25 protein-coding genes are annotated in these 19,808 nt (G+C 53.8%); 12 read left to right on the top strand and 13 right to left on the bottom strand.

From position 1 onward, the window contains the following. Positions 1-97: 97 nt before the first annotated feature. Positions 98-796 (top strand): RNA polymerase sigma factor FliA, encoded by a 699-nt coding sequence (locus AU11_RS09210; protein WP_043318898.1) that lies wholly within the window; start codon positions 98-100, stop codon positions 794-796. A 109-nt stretch (positions 797-905) separates the two neighbouring features. Here AU11_RS09210 and AU11_RS09205 read toward each other — a convergent pair whose 3' ends face one another. The 5 genes from AU11_RS09205 to flgA all read right to left on the bottom strand — a co-directional run bounded on the left by AU11_RS09205 (position 906) and on the right by flgA (position 4,369). After that, positions 906-1,292 carry an energy transducer TonB gene (locus tag AU11_RS09205; RefSeq protein ID WP_043318896.1) on the bottom strand — a complete coding sequence of 129 codons (387 nt, stop codon included), beginning with the start codon at positions 1,290-1,292 and terminating at the stop codon, positions 906-908. 205 nt (positions 1,293-1,497) lie between these two features. Beyond that, the gene (locus AU11_RS09200) at positions 1,498-2,742 is read right to left on the bottom strand and encodes an EAL and HDOD domain-containing protein (protein WP_051687127.1); all 1,245 of its coding nucleotides are present in this window, start codon (positions 2,740-2,742) and stop codon (positions 1,498-1,500) included. Positions 2,743-2,829: 87 nt separating this feature from the next. After that, entirely contained in the window at positions 2,830-3,279 is a 450-nt protein-coding gene (locus tag AU11_RS09195; protein WP_043318894.1) for a flagella synthesis protein FlgN, read from the bottom strand. Next, the gene (gene flgM, locus AU11_RS09190; RefSeq protein ID WP_043318892.1) at positions 3,276-3,560 is read right to left on the bottom strand and encodes a flagellar biosynthesis anti-sigma factor FlgM; all 285 of its coding nucleotides are present in this window, start codon (positions 3,558-3,560) and stop codon (positions 3,276-3,278) included. The genes AU11_RS09195 and flgM overlap by 4 nt, the downstream gene beginning before the upstream one ends. A gap of 131 nt (positions 3,561-3,691) precedes the next feature. Beyond that, on the bottom strand, positions 3,692-4,369 hold the full coding sequence (gene flgA / locus AU11_RS18675) for a flagellar basal body P-ring formation chaperone FlgA (protein ID WP_369797830.1): 678 nt from the start codon (positions 4,367-4,369) through the stop codon (positions 3,692-3,694). 198 nt (positions 4,370-4,567) lie between these two features. Here flgA and flgB point away from each other — a divergent pair, with 198 nt between their 5' ends. The 11 genes from flgB to flgL all read left to right on the top strand — a co-directional run bounded on the left by flgB (position 4,568) and on the right by flgL (position 14,094). After that, entirely contained in the window at positions 4,568-4,996 is a 429-nt protein-coding gene (gene flgB, locus AU11_RS09180) for a flagellar basal body rod protein FlgB (protein WP_043318890.1), read from the top strand. 65 nt (positions 4,997-5,061) lie between these two features. Further along, positions 5,062-5,463 (top strand): flagellar basal body rod protein FlgC, encoded by a 402-nt coding sequence (gene flgC, locus AU11_RS09175; protein WP_369797807.1) that lies wholly within the window; start codon positions 5,062-5,064, stop codon positions 5,461-5,463. Beyond that, a complete protein-coding gene (gene flgD / locus AU11_RS09170) occupies positions 5,463-6,137 on the top strand; it encodes a flagellar hook assembly protein FlgD (protein WP_043318887.1) in 675 nt (224 codons plus the stop codon). Before flgC ends, flgD begins: the two co-directional genes overlap by 1 nt. A gap of 43 nt (positions 6,138-6,180) precedes the next feature. Continuing rightward, the gene (gene flgE / locus AU11_RS09165) at positions 6,181-7,371 is read left to right on the top strand and encodes a flagellar hook protein FlgE (protein WP_043318885.1); all 1,191 of its coding nucleotides are present in this window, start codon (positions 6,181-6,183) and stop codon (positions 7,369-7,371) included. A gap of 27 nt (positions 7,372-7,398) precedes the next feature. Further along, positions 7,399-8,154, top strand: a complete 756-nt coding sequence (locus AU11_RS09160) for a flagellar basal body rod protein FlgF (protein ID WP_043318884.1) — start codon at positions 7,399-7,401, stop codon at positions 8,152-8,154. A 25-nt stretch (positions 8,155-8,179) separates the two neighbouring features. Further along, positions 8,180-8,962 (top strand): flagellar basal-body rod protein FlgG, encoded by a 783-nt coding sequence (gene flgG / locus AU11_RS09155; protein WP_043318882.1) that lies wholly within the window; start codon positions 8,180-8,182, stop codon positions 8,960-8,962. Between the two features lie 104 nt (positions 8,963-9,066). Next, positions 9,067-9,636, top strand: a complete 570-nt coding sequence (locus tag AU11_RS09150; protein WP_231491782.1) for a flagellar basal body L-ring protein FlgH — start codon at positions 9,067-9,069, stop codon at positions 9,634-9,636. A 31-nt stretch (positions 9,637-9,667) separates the two neighbouring features. Further along, entirely contained in the window at positions 9,668-10,783 is a 1,116-nt protein-coding gene (locus AU11_RS09145) for a flagellar basal body P-ring protein FlgI (protein WP_043318879.1), read from the top strand. Continuing rightward, positions 10,783-11,163 (top strand): rod-binding protein, encoded by a 381-nt coding sequence (locus AU11_RS09140; RefSeq protein ID WP_051687125.1) that lies wholly within the window; start codon positions 10,783-10,785, stop codon positions 11,161-11,163. Before AU11_RS09145 ends, AU11_RS09140 begins: the two co-directional genes overlap by 1 nt. Positions 11,164-11,234: 71 nt before the next feature. After that, complete coding sequence (flgK, locus tag AU11_RS09135) at positions 11,235-12,854, top strand: flagellar hook-associated protein FlgK (protein ID WP_043318878.1); 1,620 nt, start codon at positions 11,235-11,237, stop codon at positions 12,852-12,854. 43 nt (positions 12,855-12,897) lie between these two features. Continuing rightward, complete coding sequence (gene flgL, locus AU11_RS09130) at positions 12,898-14,094, top strand: flagellar hook-associated protein FlgL (RefSeq protein ID WP_043318877.1); 1,197 nt, start codon at positions 12,898-12,900, stop codon at positions 14,092-14,094. A gap of 58 nt (positions 14,095-14,152) precedes the next feature. Here flgL and fliR read toward each other — a convergent pair whose 3' ends face one another. The 8 genes from fliR to AU11_RS18080 form a co-directional block, all read right to left on the bottom strand. Then, entirely contained in the window at positions 14,153-14,935 is a 783-nt protein-coding gene (gene fliR / locus AU11_RS09125) for a flagellar biosynthetic protein FliR (RefSeq protein WP_043318876.1), read from the bottom strand. Between the two features lie 13 nt (positions 14,936-14,948). Then, positions 14,949-15,200 (bottom strand): flagellar biosynthesis protein FliQ, encoded by a 252-nt coding sequence (gene fliQ / locus AU11_RS09120; protein ID WP_369797829.1) that lies wholly within the window; start codon positions 15,198-15,200, stop codon positions 14,949-14,951. A gap of 14 nt (positions 15,201-15,214) precedes the next feature. Beyond that, positions 15,215-15,991, bottom strand: a complete 777-nt coding sequence (gene fliP, locus AU11_RS09115; RefSeq protein WP_369797806.1) for a flagellar type III secretion system pore protein FliP — start codon at positions 15,989-15,991, stop codon at positions 15,215-15,217. Then, the gene (gene fliO / locus AU11_RS09110) at positions 15,988-16,377 is read right to left on the bottom strand and encodes a flagellar biosynthetic protein FliO (protein ID WP_051687124.1); all 390 of its coding nucleotides are present in this window, start codon (positions 16,375-16,377) and stop codon (positions 15,988-15,990) included. Before fliO ends, fliP begins: the two co-directional genes overlap by 4 nt. 5 nt (positions 16,378-16,382) lie before the next feature. Next, the gene (fliN, locus tag AU11_RS09105) at positions 16,383-16,850 is read right to left on the bottom strand and encodes a flagellar motor switch protein FliN (RefSeq protein ID WP_043318873.1); all 468 of its coding nucleotides are present in this window, start codon (positions 16,848-16,850) and stop codon (positions 16,383-16,385) included. After that, positions 16,847-17,896, bottom strand: coding sequence for a flagellar motor switch protein FliM (fliM, locus tag AU11_RS09100; protein ID WP_043318872.1), 1,050 nt, complete (start codon positions 17,894-17,896; stop codon positions 16,847-16,849). Before fliM ends, fliN begins: the two co-directional genes overlap by 4 nt. Before the next feature lie 11 nt (positions 17,897-17,907). Further along, entirely contained in the window at positions 17,908-18,393 is a 486-nt protein-coding gene (fliL, locus tag AU11_RS09095; RefSeq protein WP_043318870.1) for a flagellar basal body-associated protein FliL, read from the bottom strand. Positions 18,394-18,620: 227 nt separating this feature from the next. Then, positions 18,621-19,625, bottom strand: coding sequence for a flagellar hook-length control protein FliK (locus tag AU11_RS18080; protein ID WP_197023812.1), 1,005 nt, complete (start codon positions 19,623-19,625; stop codon positions 18,621-18,623). Positions 19,626-19,808 lie beyond the last annotated feature (183 nt).

Raw genomic sequence — 19,808 nt, 5'->3', positions numbered from 1 at the left:
CTCGTCAGCCAATAATGGAATTGGCTCCGGCAGATCCACCCACACAAAGCTGCAGAGCCATGTTTACTAAACCTGGAAAGATGGCTGGGGAACTGCAATGTATACAGCACAGGGTACGATTAACCGGGATGCGCTGCTGGAAGAACATCTTCCAGCAGTACGGCGCCAGGCATTATCACTCCAAGTAAAACTGCCTGCAGGCATAGACCTTGATGATTTGATACAGGCCGGTATGGTTGGACTGCTTGATGCGTTACAGAGGTTTGATCCGAACGCTGGCGCCAGTTTTTCCACCTTTGCCAACCAACGCGTCCGTGGTGCTATGATCGATGAATTACGTACCCGCGACTGGTTGCCACGCAGCGTACGCCGCAATGCGCGAATGTTGGATCAGCAGCTTCAGAAGCTCGAGCAGCGTCTCGGGCGCGCAGCTGACGAGCGGGAAATTTCGGCAGCAATGGGTATGTCCGTTGACGAGTATCACCAATTGCTGCAGGACACCAATTGTGGGCACCTTTTGCCATTTGAAGAGGTGGTAGCCGAGCGCGGTGAGCCTGAGGCTGGCGCGGGTTCGCCAGCGACGCCCTTTGCGGCCTTACTGGAAGGCGAACGTAAACGCGACCTCCTCAATGCGATTGAGCAACTTCCTGAGCGCGAAAAGTTATTGATGGCGTTGTATTACCAGGAAGATCTGAACCTTAAAGAAATTGGTGCGGTTCTTGGGGTAACGGAATCCCGGGTATGTCAGTTGCACAGTCAGGCAATCAAACGCCTACGTGCACGGCTGGTGGAGTGAGAAGTTGGACTTGATCGGAGGTTCCCTAGGGAGAGTTTACTTGGGAAAGCTCGCCTAAATATAAAAAAGACGGCGGGCGTGCCGCCGTCACAACAAGCGCAATTGTTCATCAACTGCCAAGAGAGAAACGAATAGGCACTGTAAAACTGAACGAATCTACACCAAGATGGGAGGGGATTTGAGGGTAGGGATTGGCGCGCTCCACACTGCGCAGAGCCTCACGGTTCAGGCTGGAGTAACTGGACTCTTCGACTACCTGAATATCCTGCACTTCACCGCTTTTATTCACAACGATTTTCAGAACAACTTCCCCTTCCCACCCGCGCTGCTGAGCACGCGATGGATAACGAAGATTCTTCATTGTGTGGCGGTTGAGTGCGTCTGAGTAGCTCTCGACATCACCTTGTTGTTTGGCACCGATCAGGCGAGGTGCAGCATCGACAGACAGACTGGCTGCCAGTAGTGGTAGAGCCAGTGCAAAATGTAAAGCTTTCATGACTGTATCCCGGTAAGTTGCGTTTCAATACTGACTGTGGATTTCCGATACAGGCGGACGCATGCCCCCCGTTATTAGTTGTATCGGCCGTCCTCAAAAAAGCTTTAGGAAATAGAAAAGCCCGGCAAAGGCGCAGCTTCGCCGGGCTGTTCGTCACACACCTGTGAGAGTGTACTCGATAAGTTTGGTGATCTTGCCGAGAAGACTAGGTGTCTCCATTCAACGCCTGCTGGGCCTGTCTGGCCCAGGATACGCTGTGTCGATATGCAGTTTCGTAAATCGGCGTAGTTCCGATCAGCGATAGCTCTGCGAATCGACCCTGCTCATAGAGTTCAACTTCATTCAGGACTGCCCCCAAATGTCCATTGCGATAGAGTAGTGCGTCCTTCACTCCTTGGCTTAGGGGTACCTGTTGCATAAGCTCTTCCATGGAAATATCCATCACTGCGTCTAGAAGTGATAGCAGACCCACAATAAAATTGTCGCTGGCGTTTCCACTTCCACTGACTTCGGCAAGGACTTCGCACATGCGCCCGCGAATAAGCATTTTACGGGTCAGTTCTTCGGGTTTTCCCTGTTCTCCTTCAATCAGGAATAGGCTTGCCCAGCGCTGGATCTCTTTCATACCCAGTAGCCCGATAGCATGGGAAATGGAAGTTACTTCCCTGTGTAGGCTGACTGCTGCGGAGTTGACCAGTTTTAGAATTCGATAGGTAAGCTTGGGGTCTTGAAGTGCGATTTCTTCGAGCCGTAAAGGGGATGCTGCAGGGTTTTGCAGCTCGTTCAGGAGTTCCAGTAATAGTGCTTTATTGCCGCTGATTTTCTTGCCTTTTACCGGCGACGGCTCACTGAGGAAATCACCCTGATAGTAGGTAAATCCTAGCTTTACACAGGTAGTGAAGTGTTCCCTGGTTTGCAGGTTGTCTGCGAGTGTTTCCACACCGTGCATGCGAAGCTTGGTTATTGCAGCACGCAGTTGCATATCGGTCATCTGGCTTGGATCCAGTTTCACGATATGTACAACGTCCAGCAACGCGTCCAGCTCGCTATCTTCAGGATCGTAGCTGGACAGGGCAATCCGGTAGCCACGCTTGGCCATTTCTCTCAGTCGCTCTACGCGTTCGGATGTCAGAAGCACGTCTTCGGCTACTTCCAGGATGTAATGTTGCTGGGAGAGCGTTGGCAAGCCGGGTGCAAAGATGACGTCGTCCGTCACTTTAAGAAAGCCGGGGACACTTTTGGTTTGACCCCGCTGATACACCTGATTGTAATTGCCCATGATAATTGGATTACTGGCCTCAATTTGCCTGAGCGTGGCACCTGAGCGTGCCGTTTCGCCCTGCAACAGTAGTTCAAAAGCGGCGACATCATGGTTACGGGTAAATATTGGCCGGCAGGCCAATAAGACATCCAGAGTGTCGTCACTGATTGCTTGTGCAAGTGATGTCACGTTGTGGACTCCTGAGTATTGTTGTGGGGGGCAGAGGCAGGTAGAGCACCAAATAGAGCACTAGCGTGTGAGTTGGCTGTGATTCCGTCACGCGCGGGAGTCTATTTTGCCATTCGGTACGCGGGCGCGGCCGTCAGGACCGTAGAGGCCTTTTCCTTTGGCTTCCTGCAATGCGTTCAATAATCGTTGGTTACTCTCGGCGCGGATGTTGATCACCGTGCCATTGGCCCGGTTAAGTCGTTCCGCTTCACCAGCGAGAGCGATAAGGTCCTGCCAGAGTGGGAGACAACCGGCTTCACGCGCGGCCTGTTCATCCCCTTGGCGGTCATTTGTGTACCCCAGGCGTTGAAGAGCCGTACGTCGCTGTTGCTCGAGATCGTTAAGCTGGTGCAGGCTTTCCTGCTTGCGTCTGGCAATATCTGTCAGTCGCCCGCCATCTACTGTACCCGCGCTGAGCTCTGTTCGCTCGTCATACAGGAGCTGGGTTAGATGTTCGACTCTCTGCCGGTGCTGCTGGAGAAACTGATGCAGACTCATGGTTCATCCAACCCTTCGTCTTCCCGAAGGCTGGCTATAAGGCCCTCGGCAATGCGGTCGGCGCGGATTTCAAATTTGCCAGATGCAATAGCTTCTCGGAGCTCATCGACCTGTAGCGAGTCCAGGTCGTGGCTGCTGTCTACAGCAGGCTGGTGTAACTGGCTAACGTTATTCTGTGTGCCAGGTGTGCTACTTGGCGTTGCAGGCTCCGCCACTGAGTTGCCCGATTTCTCGCGAAGCGTGCTGGCGGGCGTCAGGTGGGTAATATTCTGGATTTTCACGCGGCGGTCTCCGTTGTTCTTCCTACGCTATATCGGCGCTTTCTCGCCCATCTTGAATCTATTTGTGTGACATTTGTCACACTTCTGTCCGGTGCTCGCAGGGGTGCTTTATCGTATATGCCGTGGGGAGGCTACTGCATCGTAGTCTGGTGAATACTGACCAGACCGGGACCAGTCACGAACCCCGAGACGACCTTTCGGCTGGATAGGCGGACTCGCACTTTGTCGCCCTCGGCGCCATCATCCATTGCATGCCCTTCTCGTGCGATATGAAAACCTCGACCTGAGGCGATTAGGGTGACCGGTTGCCGACGGTTGACTAGCGGGCGTGTTTTCAATTGGTGTCGCTGGATAGCGTAGCCAGAGGGCAGAAACCGACTGGCGATCTGGCCCACGATCTCGGAGCGCTTGCGCAGTGTTCCCTTCGGGAGAGCGCTGAGCTCTCCTTCTACGCGCTTAAGTAGCGGCGCGCTCAATTCGGTGCCCGCTGGAACATTTTCGCTAGGTACCCAGTAGTGCCCAAATGCCCGAATGGACGCTTGCAGGTAGCGTGTGTGAGGTGCGTTTGCGCACCGTATACCTACCGTTACCCGTCCCCATCGAACCTCGTGATTTGCCGGTAGGAACGCGCTCGGAGTCTGGCAATGATTCCAGCGAGCCGCGCTTTGCTGCACTTGTATTTCTACACGCTCACCCAGGTGTTTACTTTGTCTGCTAAGAAAATTCTGGGCGATCCGTTGTAGTTTTTGCTCCTTGTATGCTCCTTCTACTTGATCGGTAGCGGAGAGCAGTACAAGCAGCGGTAGCATAAATTTGAAAAAGCGATACATGACAGAGGCTGCCTTGCGTGGCGTTTCGAGGCGGACTGTGAATTGATGGATATCATAATAAGGATCAACGGTTTCGAAGAGGAGAAATAAGGGGAAAAGCAGTGCCTATTTCCTGCATTGTGTTTGTGTGGCTGTCTGTAGTCTTCACCGTGAAAAAATAAAACCGGGAGAACCTGCATGATTGATCGGCTTTCCGCAGCACTCAACTTTGACAGTGAAGCACTGGGTCTGCGCAATCGACGTCAACAGGTATTGGCAAACAATATTGCCAATGCGGATACTCCGAACTTCAAGGCACGGGATTTCGATTTTTCCCGCGCATTGGCAATGGCGACTTCAGGATCCGCGAGGACAGGGGGTAGCGGCTCAACCAGTGGTCTGAAACTTTCAACGACGTCATCGCAACATATTACTGCGCGCAGTGGAATCAGCAGCGGGCCGAGCCTGTTGTACCGGGTCCCGGATCAGCCCAGCCTTGATGGAAATACCGTCAGTATGGACCAGGAGCGTAGTCGGTTTACCGATAATGCCGTGCGTTTCCAGGCCGCACTCACCCTGTTAAATAGTCGTATCCGTGGACTCAAGTCGGCAATGCAGCCGGAGTAATAAAGGCGAGATGATTAGGTCAGTCGCGCCCACAAAAAATGAAAACCGAGGAGTGCAGAGTGTCAATGTTTTCCATATTTGAAATTTCCGGTTCCGCCATGGCGGCTCAAGGGCAGCGAATGAATGTCACTGCCAGTAACCTCGCCAACGCCGATAGTGTGGCTGGGCCAAATGGGGAGGCCTACCGTGCAAAGCACCTGATCTTTGCTGCGCGCCAGCAGGAAGGCGGTGGTGTTGGCGGAGTACGTGTGCGCGGATTGGTAGAGGATTCGGCACCTTTACGCCAGGAGTATCGGCCGGACCACCCGCTCGCCGATGATGCGGGCTATGTCAGTGTCCCGAATGTAGAGCCTGTCAATGAAATGGTAGACATGATCGCCGCCTCTCGTTCTTATCAGGCCAATGTCGAAGTGATGAATACCAGTAAGCAGTTGATGCTGAAAACCCTCACTCTGGGAGAAAGCTGATGTCTGTAGCCAATGTTATCGATAGCAGCGTGCGTAGTGCGTTGAACACAACTGCGGGTTCCAGTAGCGGAAGCGCCGATCTCCAGGATAGCTTCATGACACTGCTGGTAGCGCAGCTGCAGAACCAGGATCCGATGAATCCTATGGAAAACGCAGAGATGACTTCGCAACTGGCACAAATCAATACGGTAAGTGGAATCGAAAGCCTCAATGAAACCCTGGCGGGAATTAACGGCCAGCTAGATACGAGCCAGATGCTGCAGGCTGCCGAAATGATCGGTAAAGGTGTGCTGGTGGAAGGGGACCGGGTATTAGTGGGTGAGGAGGGCGCGACCACGCCCTTCGGTATTGAGTTGCCGCGGGCGGCGGACGAAGTACTTATCACCATTCGCAACGCGGCCGGTGAAGTGGTTCGAAGTTTTGAGCCATTTTCACTGGATGCCGGCGTGGAGTCGTTCACATGGGATGGCATGACCAATGAGGGCACCGTCGCACCAGAGGGATCCTATCGTGTATCCGTCAGTGCGACAGCTGATGGCGACACTCTGGCTGCCAGTGCATTGAACTACGCCCTGGTGAGTGGGGTAAACCTCGATGAGCAAGGCGCACCGAAGCTGGATCTCGGAGGTATCTCTGATCCCGTGAGCCTCGACGATATCCGCCAGATTCTCTGATTTCTCTCCAGTCAACAATTCACAGCATAACAGGTACTGTTTTATGGGTTTTTCACAGGCGCTGAGCGGGCTTAACTCCGCAGCAATCAATCTCGACGTTGTCGGTAATAATATTGCCAACTCCCAGACCGTAGGCTTCAAAGGCTCTAGTGTCCAGTTTGCCGACGTATATACCGGTGCGTTAGCTGGCCAGGGTAACCGTGTTGCTTCTGTGCTGCAGGATTTTTCCAATGGCACTCTGGAAGCTACCGGGCGAAGCCTGGATCTCGGTATCAACGGCAACGGTTTTTTCCGTTTTACCCAGGCAGGTGAAGTGGTCTACTCAAGAAACGGGCAGCTCACACTTACCGCAGACGGATACTTGCAAAACGCGCAGGGCGCCCGGCTTACCGGATTTCCCGCAGGTGTGGGTACCGGCGGTCAGCCAGTGGAACTGCGTGTTCCCGCCGATGCCATGAATGCGACACCCACCACGGGTGTGGATATCTCGATGAATCTCGATGCAACAGTGGATATCGTTGACCGTACGGCACTCCCATTTGATACCACAGACAGTGATACCTATTCATATGCCAACACTGGCACAGTGTACGACTCGCTCGGTATCCAGCACACCATGACCACTTATTTCACCAAGACCGCGGACAATGTATGGGAGGTTCGTGTGGCGGTGGATGGTAACGCAGATACCGTTAATACAGGTCAGCTGGTATTTGATAACAATGGCAGCCTGAATGAGCCGGGTAGTAGTTTCCCTACCTACAGTTTTACCCCGGGCGGCGGCGCCGATGTGTTGGATTTTGAGCTTCGGTTTGATGGTTCCACACAATTTGGAAATGACTTCGCCCTCAATTCCCTCGATCAGAATGGCTATGCAGCGGGCGCGTTGGTGGGAATTACATTTGATGATGATGGCACTCTGCGGGGCAATTACGCCAACGAAAAGAGTCAGGTTCTTGGTGTCATTACCCTGGCAAATTTCCGTAATCCGGAAGGTCTTTCCCCCAATGGCGATAACGTATGGGTGGAAACAGGAAGTTCCGGGCAACCGCTATTGGGCTTAGCGGGCGTTGGTCAGTTCGGCACCCTCGAATCGGGCGCCGTGGAAACCTCCAACGTCGACCTTACCCGTGAATTGGTGGACTTGATCGTTGCTCAGCGCAACTACCAGGCGAATACCCAGACCATCAAAGTGCAGGACGAAGTGCTACAGGCAGCGGTAAATCTACGCTAGTCGTGTTGAATCACAGGAATTAAATCTATGGATCGCCTTCTGTACACCGCCATGAGTGGCGCTCGCCAGAGCATGGAGCAGCAATCGGTCGTCAGCAATAACCTGGCCAATGCCACGACTTCCGGTTTTCGCGCGCAGCTTTACGCACTGCGTGCGGTACCGGTTCAGGGGGAGGCGCTGTTGGCTACGCGAACGTCAGTGGTGGCATCCACACCCGGGGCGGATTTCAGCGCTGGCCCGGTGAATGCCACCGGACGCGAACTGGACATCGCGCTGCAGGGCGACGCCTGGCTCGCGGTCCAGAGTAGCGATGGCAGTGAGGCCTATACCCGCCGCGGTGACCTTCAGATAGATGCCACAGGCATGCTTTCTTCGGCCGGTCACCCGGTAATCGGTGAAAACGGCCCGGTGATTGTTCCATTGGGAGCGAGCCTCACCGTGGGTACAGACGGCACCATCAGTGCTATCGGTGCGGGGGAAGATCCTGAAGCGCTTGTACCGGTAGCTCGCCTGAAAATGGTGAATCCAGGTGAAGAATCCCTGCAGCGCGGTACCGATGGGCTTTTCCGAGTTACACCGGATGCGGCGGGTAACGTGATTCCTCTTGCACAGGACGAACAGGCGCGTTTGATTTCCGGCTCTCTGGAGGGTAGCAACGTCAGCCCGGTGGAATCCATGGTGGCAATGATCGACAACGCGCGCCGCTACGATATGCAGCTCAAGGTAATCGAGAGTGCCGATGAAAACGGCCGCAAGGCAGACAGCCTCCTGTCATTGGACTAGTACCAAAATTTAGAGAGAGTGCAAAATGATTAAATCCCTGTGGACCGCCAAAACAGGTCTGGAATCCCAGCAGGTAAAAATGGACGTCATTGCCAACAACCTGGCAAACGTCAGCACCAATGGTTTCAAAAAATCCCGGGCGGTATTTGAGGACCTCCTGTACCAGAATATGCGTCAGCCCGGTGCGCGCAATGATATCCAGAATACTCTGCCTTCTGGAATGCAGGTGGGAACCGGCGTACGTCCGGTCGCCACCGAGCGGCTGCATTCTCAGGGAGGCCTGGAGAATACCGGCAACTCCCGTGACCTCGCCATTAACGGCGCTGGCTTTTTTCAGGTGCGTATGCCTGACGGTAGTACAGCATTTTCCCGGGACGGCAGCTTTCAGCTGGATCAGAACGGGCAGATGGTTACCGCAAGTGGTTACCCGCTGGAGCCCGCAGTAATTATTCCCGAGAACGCATTATCAGTCACTGTGGGAAGAGATGGACTTGTTTCGATCACTGAGCCCGGTTCCACGCAGAGTATCGAGGTAGGGCAATTAACTTTGTCGACGTTCGTCAACCCAGCCGGTCTGCAAGCCATTGGTGAAAACCTGTTTCTGGAAACCAGCGCGTCCGGAATGCGCAGTGAAAGCATTCCCGGCGTAAACGGTGCCGGTAGTCTCTACCAGTCATTTGTGGAGACTTCCAATGTCAACGTAGTGGAAGAAATGGTCAATATGATCCAGACTCAACGCGCCTATGAAATCAATAGCAAAGCTGTACAAACCTCTGACGAAATGCTCTCCCGTCTGGCTCAGTTGTAATGCTTATGCTACGCCTTACTTTCTTTTCAGTGCTCACCATATTTTTTCTTGTTTCGGGCTGTGCACAGATACCGCAGTCTTCATTGGCCGGTGAGCCTGAGTGGGTGGAAATTCCTCTGCCGCCGACACCGAGGGCTAATGGATCCGTCTATCAATCGGAGTCTGGCTATCGTCCTCTGTTTGAGGACTATCGTCCGCGTATGAGCGGCGACCTACTTACCGTTGTATTCAACGAACAGGTCAGCGCATCGAAGAATTCCGAGGTGAATGCAGACCGTGAAGGCGAATCCATCTTTACGGCGGATACTGCTCCCCTGGGGCTGGAAAAGCTGGCCGAGTATGGACTGGATATTAGCGGCAGCTCAAATTTCGAAGGTGGCGGTGGAGCCGAAGCCCGCAATACGTTTTCCGGTACGCTGACGGTGACGGTGCTTGAAGTCTTACCCAACCGAAATCTGCGCGTTCGCGGCGAGAAGCAGATCCGCATCAATCAGGGCACCGAGTTTATCCGTTTTTCCGGTATCGTCGACCCTCGTGAAATCAGCGGCGAAAACTCGGTGCTGTCGACCCAGGTAGCCGATGCGCGTATTGAGTATGTTGGCGATGGGTATATCAACGAAGCCCAGACCATGGGTTGGCTGCAGCGACTTTTATTGAATATCGCTCCTTATTAATCATCCTTTCCCATTTAACAGCGAAAAAGCCATGCGTAAATTATTGCCATTGCCCATTCTCCTGTTGGTTGTTGTGGGCTTGAGTACAGCTCTGAGCTCTCTGGCAGCCGCCACGCCGATTCGAGAACTGGCAGATTTTTCCGGTGTACGCGATAACCAACTGGTGGGGTATGGACTGGTGGTCGGTCTGGATGGTAGCGGGGACCAGACCATGCAGACTCCGTTTACCACTCAGAGTCTCAGTAATATGTTTTCGCAGCTGGGGATCACGATTCCTGCCGGGACCAATATGCAACTGCGCAATGTCGCCGGCGTAATGGTGACCGCTAGTCTGCCGCCCTTTTCGCGACCAGGTCAGCGACTGGACGTGGTTGTGTCGTCGGTAGGTAATGCCCGCAGTCTGCGGGGCGGCACATTGCTGATGACGCCTCTCAAGGGGCTGGATGGTAATACCTACGCCGTGGCCCAGGGAAATCTCGTCGTTGGTGGCGCTGGTGCTGAGGCGGGAGGGTCCAGTGTGCAGGTCAACCAGCAGGCCGGGGGGCGCATTGCCGGAGGTGCTTTAGTGGAGCGGGAAGTTCCTGTGGCGCTCGGAGCCGGTGGGTATCTCGACTTGCACTTGCGTGATGCGGATTTTACGACAGCGGAGCGTGTGGTTCAGGCAATCAACCGCACGTTTGGCAGTCAGATCGCGGGCGCGGTAGATGCCGGATTGGTACGTATACACAGCCCCGATACTGACAATGAGAGAGTGCGCTTTATCGCCCGGGTTCAGCAAATCAATGTGACGCCGCAGGCTCCACCCGCGCGGGTGGTTCTCAATGCCCGCAGTGGCGCGGTAGTACTGAACGGCCAGGTTACGCTTGGCCCGGCAGCCGTAGCACACGGTAATCTGTCGGTAGTGATCGATACTGCGTTTGGCGTAAGTCAACCATCACCATTTGGTGACGGGCGCTCGGTGGTTGTTCCGGACAGTGATATTTCCGTCAGAGAACAGGTGGGTGCTCTCAAGTTTGTCGAAGGCGCCGATCTGATGGAGGTAGTTGATGCGCTCAATGCACTCGGTGCGACACCCACGGATCTAATGACCATTCTGGAAGCGCTCAAAGCAGCAGGTGCGTTGCGTGCAGAACTGGAGGTAATCTGATGTCCCCGACGGATACGCGGGCCGGTTTGGCCCTGGATGTGCAGGGGCTTAATCGCCTGAAACTGAATAGCGATGTGCCGCGCGGAGATAAAAATGCCTCATTGCAGGCAGCGGCCGAGCAGTTTGAGGCATTGTTCCTGCATCAGATGATGAAAAGTATGCGCGAGGCAACACCTCGCTCGGGCCTGATGAACAGCTCAGCGACTCGCTTTTACGAATCCATGTTTGACCAGCAGCTCTCTTCACACCTATCCGGCCGCGGGTTGGGGCTTGCCGAGCAGCTGGTCAGCCAGCTGTCCCGGGCGGCCGAATCTGAAGCTGCGCCTGCTACGCGTCCGCAGGCATCCGATCTCCAGGCTGATGAAGCCGTTAGTAAATAATTGATCCCCGGGCTCAAGGCTTCGCACCCTACCGCCGATAAACGGATCAACGGTGACACGGAATTACAACGATGAGTATCTTTTCAATTGGCTTAAGCGGACTGAATGCGGCACAGAATGCGCTGAACACTACCAGTAATAACATCAGTAACGTGTATACCCCGGGTTACAATCGCGAGCTGACTCTGCTGTCAGAACGTAATGGCGCAGGAGGGGTTACAGTTGAAGATATTCAGCGACAATTTGATAGTTTTGTTGCCGGCCAGTTGAATCGCGCGAACAGTGAAACCAGTGCTCTGAGCAGTTACGTGACACAGGTATCACAGATAGACAACCTGCTGGCAGACCAGCAGGCGGGCCTTGCGCCCCTGATGCAGGATTTCTTTTCCTCATTTGAAGATCTGGTCAGTGCGCCTTCTGACCCGGCTGCGCGTCAGGGGGTGATTGGCGCGGCCGATACAATGAGTGCGCAATTCCGTGCCTTTGATGAATACCTTAACGATATGCAGGACGGCGTCAACACGCAGATTCGCGACGAAATCACCCAGATCAATAACACCGCTGCCCAAGTTGCCAACCTGAATCGTGAGATCGCCCTGGCCAGAGCCAAGCACGGTGAAGCGCCGAACAGTCTCCTCAATCAGCGGGACCAGTTGGTAGCGGACTTGAGTACACGTCTGGACGTTGAACTGACCGTGCAGGAAAGTGGTACCTACAACCTTTCTATTGGTAATGGGCAGCCCATTGTTGCCGGCAGTAGCAGCTTTGAGTTACAGGCAGTGGCCAGTGATGCAGATCCAGCCCGTTCGGTGGTTGGCTATCGGGATTCTGCCGGCAATCTGATTGAAATGAAGAGTGATAGCATCAGTGGCGGTACTCTAGGTGGTCTGTTGAGCTTCCGTAGTGAAGCATTGGACAAGACCCAGAGTCAGCTTGGTCAGTTGGCGGTCAGCCTGGCAAGTGCGCTGAATGAGCAGCACCGAGCAGGCTTTGATCTCGAAGGCAATCCAGGCGAGAACATGTTTACCGTGGCTGAGCCCCGTATTCTGAGTAATGACAGTAATAACGGTACTGCCGCGTTCAGTGCCGCGTTCGGTGATCTCAGTCAGTTGGCGGCGACCGATTACCAATTGAAAGTGAGCGATGCTGCCACGGGTGAATTTCAGGTCACCCGTCTGGATAGTGGTGAGCGCTTCACCATCACACTGGATGGCAATGGCCAACTGGAAGTGGGTGGTGTAGTGCTACAGGTGGACGACGCTACCGCACTGGCAGATGGTGATAGCTTTCAGCTGCAACCGGTACGCGGTGCGGCCGGAAGTATGGAAAATTTGGTTCGGGATACTGCGGCTATCGCCGCGGGCGCCGGTGGAGGAACTGGCGACAACGAGAATGCGCTGGCCCTACAGCAGTTGCAGCAGCAGAGCCTGGTAGGTGGCAGTGCTACATTTAATGGCGCTTACGCGATCATGGTCAGCGATGTGGGCAGTCACACCAATATCGCACAGGTGAATCTGGATGCGCGCCAAGGGCTGAGTGAACAACTTTATGCATTACAGCAATCCGAGTCCGGTGTAAATCTTGATGAGGAAGCGGCAAACCTGATTCGCTATCAGCAGTTTTATCAGGCGAATGCCAAAGTCATCCAGACAGCCTCTACTGTGTTGGACGAAATTCTCGGTCTTCGCTAACTCGCAGTCCGGCGTGAAACGAGTAAATAGAGAGAAATAAATCATGCGTATCAGCACCCTTACCATTTACGAGCAAAGCATGAGTTCACTGAATCGTCAGCAGGGTAGTCTGATGCAGGTGAGTCAACAGATCGCATCTGGCCGTCGCGTGGTCAATCCTTCCGACGACCCTCAGGCTGCGTCTCAAGCCGTACAGGTTTCGCAGGCTCTGGCCATCACCAATCAGTATACCGATGCCAGGATAAGTGCACGGAATGCGTTGGCGCAGGAAGAAAGTGTGTTGAACAGTGTTAGTGATGCCATTGGCAGCGCCCGAACACTGATTCTGCAGGCTGCCAGCGATACTCTGAGCGATGCAGACCGTGCTTCGGTGGCCAGTGAATTGCGCGGTATCTATGAAACTGTGATTGGCCAGGCTAATGCCACTGATGGTAATGGACGCTATCTTTTTGGTGGTTACCAGGACAGCAGTGAACCGTTCGTGCGCGACGCGAATGGCAATGTCAGTTATGTTGGTGATAACAATAGCCGCGCAGTGAGAATTGACGCTTCGAGGCTGATGCCGGTAGCCGACAGTGGAGAAGATATTTTCCGCAGCGTTCACAGCGGAGCCGGCTATGTGATGGAGGCCGCAGATACCAACCAGGGCAGCGTCGTTTTCAAGGGACCACAAATAGTGGATGAAAGTGATCCCGCTTATGGTAGTGCCTTTGACATATCCTTTTCAGTGTCTGGTGGTGTAACCAGCTATTCGATCAATGGCGGTACGGCGCAGGCTTACGAGCCGGGCCAGGCAATACGATTCGGTGGGCTCTCTGTTACTCTTGATGGAATTCCAGCGGATGGTGACAGCCTGCACATGGATCGCGCGGAAAATATGAACACCGACCTGTTCCGGACTTTTGAAAAAGCACTCGCCGTGCTTGAGCAACCCTCCGTTACCGATAGGGAAATTGCGGCGCGAAAGAATACTCTTAGTAGCGTGCTGCGAGAATTCGATAATAGCCTGGATAACGTATTGACTACGCGCGCATCGGTCGGCGCGCGCATGAATGAACTGGATGTTGTTGATTCGGTCGCTGGAAATCGCAGTCTGAATTACGAAGAAAAACTCTCAGGCTTGGTGGATCTGGACTATGTTTCCGCGATTGCGGAGTACAGTCTGCGCCAGATTGGTTTGCAGGCGGCGCAGCAGGCGTTTATCGATATCAAGGGTATGAGTCTGTTCGACCGCATGTAACGGTAGTACTCTACTGTTCAGGACTTGGCGCTGAGGGCGGTAAACTGGCCTTCTGCACTCAGGAAGAAAATGTTGCGAGTAACTGCACAACCGTAGTTAGACCATTTTCAAACAGTAGCTGCAGAAAGCGCCCCAAGTCGGTCATCAACACCAGTAGCAATACCAAGCCCAGAGTGAGGGATACGGGAAACCCGATCGAGAATACCGTGAGCTGTGGTGCGGATCGATTGAGAATCCCGAGAGACAGATTGACGATCAACAAGGCGGCTACCATGGGTAACGCCAGCATTAGTCCAGAGGAAAAAATTGTACCGCCATAACGAGCGAGCATTTCGAAGCCCGCGGGGTTAAGCCCGCTGTATCCGATTGGAAGTGTCCGAAAACTTACCGCCAGTGTATCTATTACGATCAGATGACCATCCACCGCCAAAAAAACCATCATGGCGATCAGGTGCAGAAAACGTGACAGCACCATGGTATTGACTCCGTCTGGGGTAACAAAGGTGGCAAATGCGAGCCCCATCTGAAGACCAATAAAATCTCCCGCCGCTTGAACCACAGCAAACATTACTCGTAAAACCAGCCCGATGGCCGCCCCGATCAACGTCTGTTCAATCATGATTCCGAGCCCAGCCCAGGACCATACTGGTACCGAGGGTAGTGTGGGAAGGGTGGGTGAAATAGCGAAAGTGATAAGTACTGCGAGGCCAATTTTGACCCGCGCGGGGGCGCTCTGATGACCTAGTAGCGGCGCCGTCATAAAGAAACCTGACAGACGCACAAACGGCCAGAGAAATGCGATCAACCAGGCATGTAATTGCGCGTAAGTAATATCAATCACGAATATGCCGAATTCAGGAGACCAGCAGGGGGATATTCTGGAACAGTGTGCGTGTGTAATCGACAATCAATGCCAGAAGCGCCGGACCGGTAATCACGAGAACAGCAAATACTGCGAGAATTTTCGGAATAAACGAGAGTGTCATTTCATTGATCTGGGTCGCGGCCTGAAACAGGCTGACCAGCAATCCTACTAATAGCGCGGTGATCAGCATGGGTGCGCCGAGGGACAGGGCTACCAGCATTGCCTGATAGGCGAGGTTCATTACGGTTTCTGCAGTCATGGGAAAAAGCTCTGTGCGAGAGATCCGATCAATAGTTGCCAGCCATCGACTAGAACAAAAAGCATCAATTTGAACGGCAGGGAAATAGTGGCGGGAGGGACCATCATCATACCCAACGCCATAAGCACGCTGGCCACAACAAGATCGATAATCAGAAAGGGAATGAAAATCGTAAAGCCGATCTGAAATGCCGTTTTCAGCTCACTAGTGACAAATGCTGGTAGCAATACACGCAGTGGCACTGCTTCCGGCCCCTGCAGCGGACCCACATCGGCCAGGCGGGCAAACAATGCGATATCCGGCTCGCGGGTCTGTGCCAGCATGAACTGTTTCATCGGCTCGCTGCCACGATGCAGAAATTCCTCAAATTGGATCTCGTCTCGTGTGAGTGGCTGCCATGCCTCCTTGTACACTTTGTCTAATACTGGCGACATGACAAAAAAGGTCAGGAACAGAGTGATCCCTAGGATCACCTGATTGGGGGGCGCAGCCTGTGTGCCCATTGCCGTACGCAGAAGTCCCAACACAATAATGATACGGGTGAAGCAGGTCATCATCAGAAGAATTGCGGGCAGAAACGCCAGGCTGGTGAGTAGCAATAGGGTCTGAAGTTTGATCGACCACTGCTGGCCACCTCCCGCGGTTGGCTGACTGATAAGACCGGTGATATCCGCACCTTGTGCCAAGCTGCCGGAAGACCAAACGCCAATAAATAGGAGTAGCAGCGTTTTTGTCCGCGGAAAACCTTCTTGAATCGCATTGGCTATTTTCACGAGCCTTGTCCTCGGCCACGCAGGTTTTTTGTTAAAGCGTGCGCGAAGCGCTCAGCAAAACTATCGGGACTTTTTTTCGGGGTATTAACCTGAGGTGATGAGGGTGTAGCCTCGAGTGTATGCAAGCAGCTGACCTGCCCACCGCCAACGCCAAGCACCAGCCACTGGTTTTCGACCCGCAGAACTACGACCTTTTCCCGTGTACCCAGTGCCTTAGTGGCTACAATATCCATCTGAGGTCCATTGTGGGTACTGGCAAGTCCAGGTGCGAGGCGACGAGTCAGCCAGGCACACAACAGAATAAAGGCAATAAGCGCAATCAGAACTCCGGCTACCTTGCCCAGCACAGCCAGTCCAATGACCGATTCGCTGCTTGCAGAATTCACTCCGTTCACCGGTTCAGCTTGTGAATACGTTCTTGGGGAGTAACAATTTCAGTAATCCGAATACCGTACTTCTCTTCAATAACGACCACTTCGCCCTGTGCAACCAGATAGCCATTGATCAGGATATCCATGGGTTCACCAGCGAGTCCGTCCAGCTCAATTACAGAGCCCTGGGCCAGTTCGAGTAGTTGTTTGATAGTGATACGGGTGCGCCCCAGCTCGACACTCAGTTTCACCGGAATGTCCATCACCATCTCGAGATCTCGCGCAGCACCTCCCGCACTGTTATTTTCCAGTGGCTTGAATACCTGATCAGCAGCACTACGCGCGCCGCTTTCAGAATTCTCCTGCTCCGATAGCGCTTCTGACCACGCATCTTCAGCGCCGTCTGTCAGTTGCTCTGCCATCGCTGCCGCCCAGTTATCGGGTTCCTGTGCTGTGTTTTTTGGTTCCGCTTGATCACTGTCGCTCATGCTTCGGATTCCTCACGTTGCGGGGCCAAGCCCGCGTTAAAATTACTGATCAGGGATGTTGGCCGTGATGGGCTGCGTTCGATGACTTTATTCACGCGCAGGGCACTCAGGCCATTGCGGCTGCCGTACTCGCATTCCAATACCGGTACGCCGTCCACCCGCGCAGTTACACTGGTTGGTAGGTCGATGGGCAATATGTCGCCCGGTTGTAGTGCCAGTACTTTTCCGATACGACTGGGAATGTTTGCGAACTCGGCGACCAGCTCGACCTCAGACTGTCGGATTTCCCCTGCCATACGCCGATTCCAGGTCTGATCTCCCGGGTCGCGCCCGTCAACTACCGGGTTGGCTAGAAGATCGCGCAAAGGCTCTATCATGGAATAGGGCATACAAATCTGAAATCGCTCCGAAAGATTCCCCACTTCCAGATGAAAATTGGTGTTGACGATGATTTCGTTCGGCGAGTTGGTAATATTGGCGAAACGTGCCTGAAGTTCCGAGCGCAGATAACTTATCTGCAACGGATAAACCGACCGCCATGAATCCTGGTAGGCATTGATTGCAAGGTCGAGCACTCGCTGGATTACACGTTGCTCTGTATTGGTAAATTCCCTACCTTCGGAGCGGGTAACAAAACGACCGTCCCCGCCGAATAGACTGTCCACTACCATAAAGACCATTGCTGGGGGGAACACCATAAGGCCGGTGCCCCGCAGTGGCTTCATTGCAATCAGGTTGAGGTTGGTGGGCACCGGAAGGTTGCGTGCAAAATCCTTAAAACTCTGGTAGCGCACTGACTCAACGGTAATGTCCGCAGAGCGGCGAATCAGATTGAACAGACTCACGCGAAAATTCCGTGCAAACCGCTCATTAATAACATCGATACTGTGAAGCCGCTCGCGGATAACACGTTGCTGGGATGCCGGGTCGTATGGGCGCATCTGCGGGCCGTCGGCGCTGCTGATAGTGCTATCACCGCTATCGCCATCACCACCATGCAGCAACGCATCAATTTCTTCCTGGGAAAGGAGATCATCCTGGGACATATGAATACTGCCTATTGCACGATGAACTCGGTAAAAAGAACATCATCGATGAGTAGTGCCGGTTGCTTTTTACTCATTGGTTCTGAGAGGGTGTTGAGGATTCCTTGCACCAGGTTTTGCTTACCTTCCAGCGTCGCGAGCCCCGCCGGTGACTGAGACGAATGCAAGATCAGTAGCCGGCTACGTACCTGAGGCATGTGCTCCAGAAGGAAATCTCGGGTTTCGTTGTTTCCAACCTGCAATGAAAGCCCAACGTAGAGGAGACGATTGGCCATCTGATCACCCTGAAGGTTCACGGTAAAGGGGTCTATTCGTACAAAAATCGGATTGTCTGAGCGATTGGGAGACTCTTCCTGAACTACGGCTGTAGACGTCGCGTGGCCTTCATCGCGTAGTAACAGGTAGAGGTTGAGCCCTACCAAGATGCTAATCAGTAAAACCCCAATCGTAGCCAGCCAGACCAGGCCGCGAGGTTGTCCAGAAGTGTCTTCAGTCATACTGATGTGCCTTATTAAACATAGCCCTGCTGGGTGAATGAGAAGCAACGTGTGGAAAACAGCACGCTCCCATTCTTGATATTTTGTTTATGGGATGCGGGGAGTATGCCGTCGTGGCACGCCATTGAAGGAAAGAAAAGGCCCAGGAATTGGGCCCATCTCAAGGTTTTGGCGTTACCAAAGTAGGTGGCACGGAAATCAGGTGGGAAGTCAGGGTTCTTGGTTGCTCAGGCGTAAAGGTCGATTCCACTCGCACGGGAGCCGAGAGCTGTGTGCACCACAGTCTGTTTTTCGTCATTGGATTTGTCGGCAGAACTGAATTCGTTGGGTATAGCGCTACTTTCACCCAGATCGCGGCCAGAATGCTGCTGTTGGGGCGTCTGCTGTTGTTGCTGGCCCACGGATGTCTCACCCAGGGCAATCCCTTGCTGCGCGAGTGTTTCCCGCAACTGCGGTATTGCCTGTTCCACGGCACTACGCACCGCAGCATTTGCTGTGAGGAACTGTGCTCGCACCCCCTGGTCATCCAGGTTCAGGCTGACAGTAAGGGAGCCCAGTTCACGTGGGTGAAGATGCAGATCTACCTGTTTGTCTCCCCGGTGTGCCATGGTCAGCAGATGTTGGCTGAATTCCTGGCCCCATACCTCTGATCCCAAAGGTGTTGTCAAAGCCAGCCCGGAGCCCGCAGCAGATCGAGCAATGGGCCCTGCAGAACCGGTAAATGCGGAAGTTACGATTGGTGAAGGGTTAGGTTGATGTGTAAGCGATTGAGAATTATGTCCGTCGCCCGTAAAGATTCGAGTAGTAAACGTTTCCGGTAGTGAGGGCTTTCCGGTGACTGATTCCTGCAATGAATTCAGTTCCCCGTTGGCCGCTGGTTCGAGATTTGTACCCTGGGGCAGGGCACGCGTGTGGTAGGCAATATCCGGAGTACCAAGACCCCGTACATTGTCCGGCGATGTTTCGGGCGTTGAAGGCAATGCAGTCTGCTGCTGGCCGTTGCCCATAGGTGGTGTTGAAGCCAGGATCGCTTGGGGTTTGTGCGTGTCTGTGGCCGCCGTATTTGACGGCACAAGGTTGGAGATGGTGGTCAGTGCCGAGGGCGCCAGGAGATCGGGATCATCCTGCACTAACTCCTCAAGCTCCGTTTTCGGCAGCTGTTCGTTATCTTGCGCGGAAGTATGCCCGGCCAGTAGCGCGCGCAAGTTATCATGGCTCGATATCCCTTCCACAGCCGTTTCTATAACAGGCAGTTGGCCGGGTAGCATTGTGGATCGCGACGGGCTACCTGTTGCAGCCTGAATGGCGGATTTCAGGTTTTGTGCAAATGGCTTCTCACTCTTCGGAACTTCGCCAGTGCTGTTTCCGGGCGCGCCATGTGCCGGCCTGCTGCTTGTCGACTTGATGGGTGCCTT

Source organism: Microbulbifer sp. HZ11 (assembly GCF_000708675.1).
GTDB lineage: Bacteria > Pseudomonadota > Gammaproteobacteria > Pseudomonadales > Cellvibrionaceae > Microbulbifer.
Note: the sequence above shows the minus strand (reverse complement) of the source record. Positions and strands in the feature narration are given on the sequence as shown.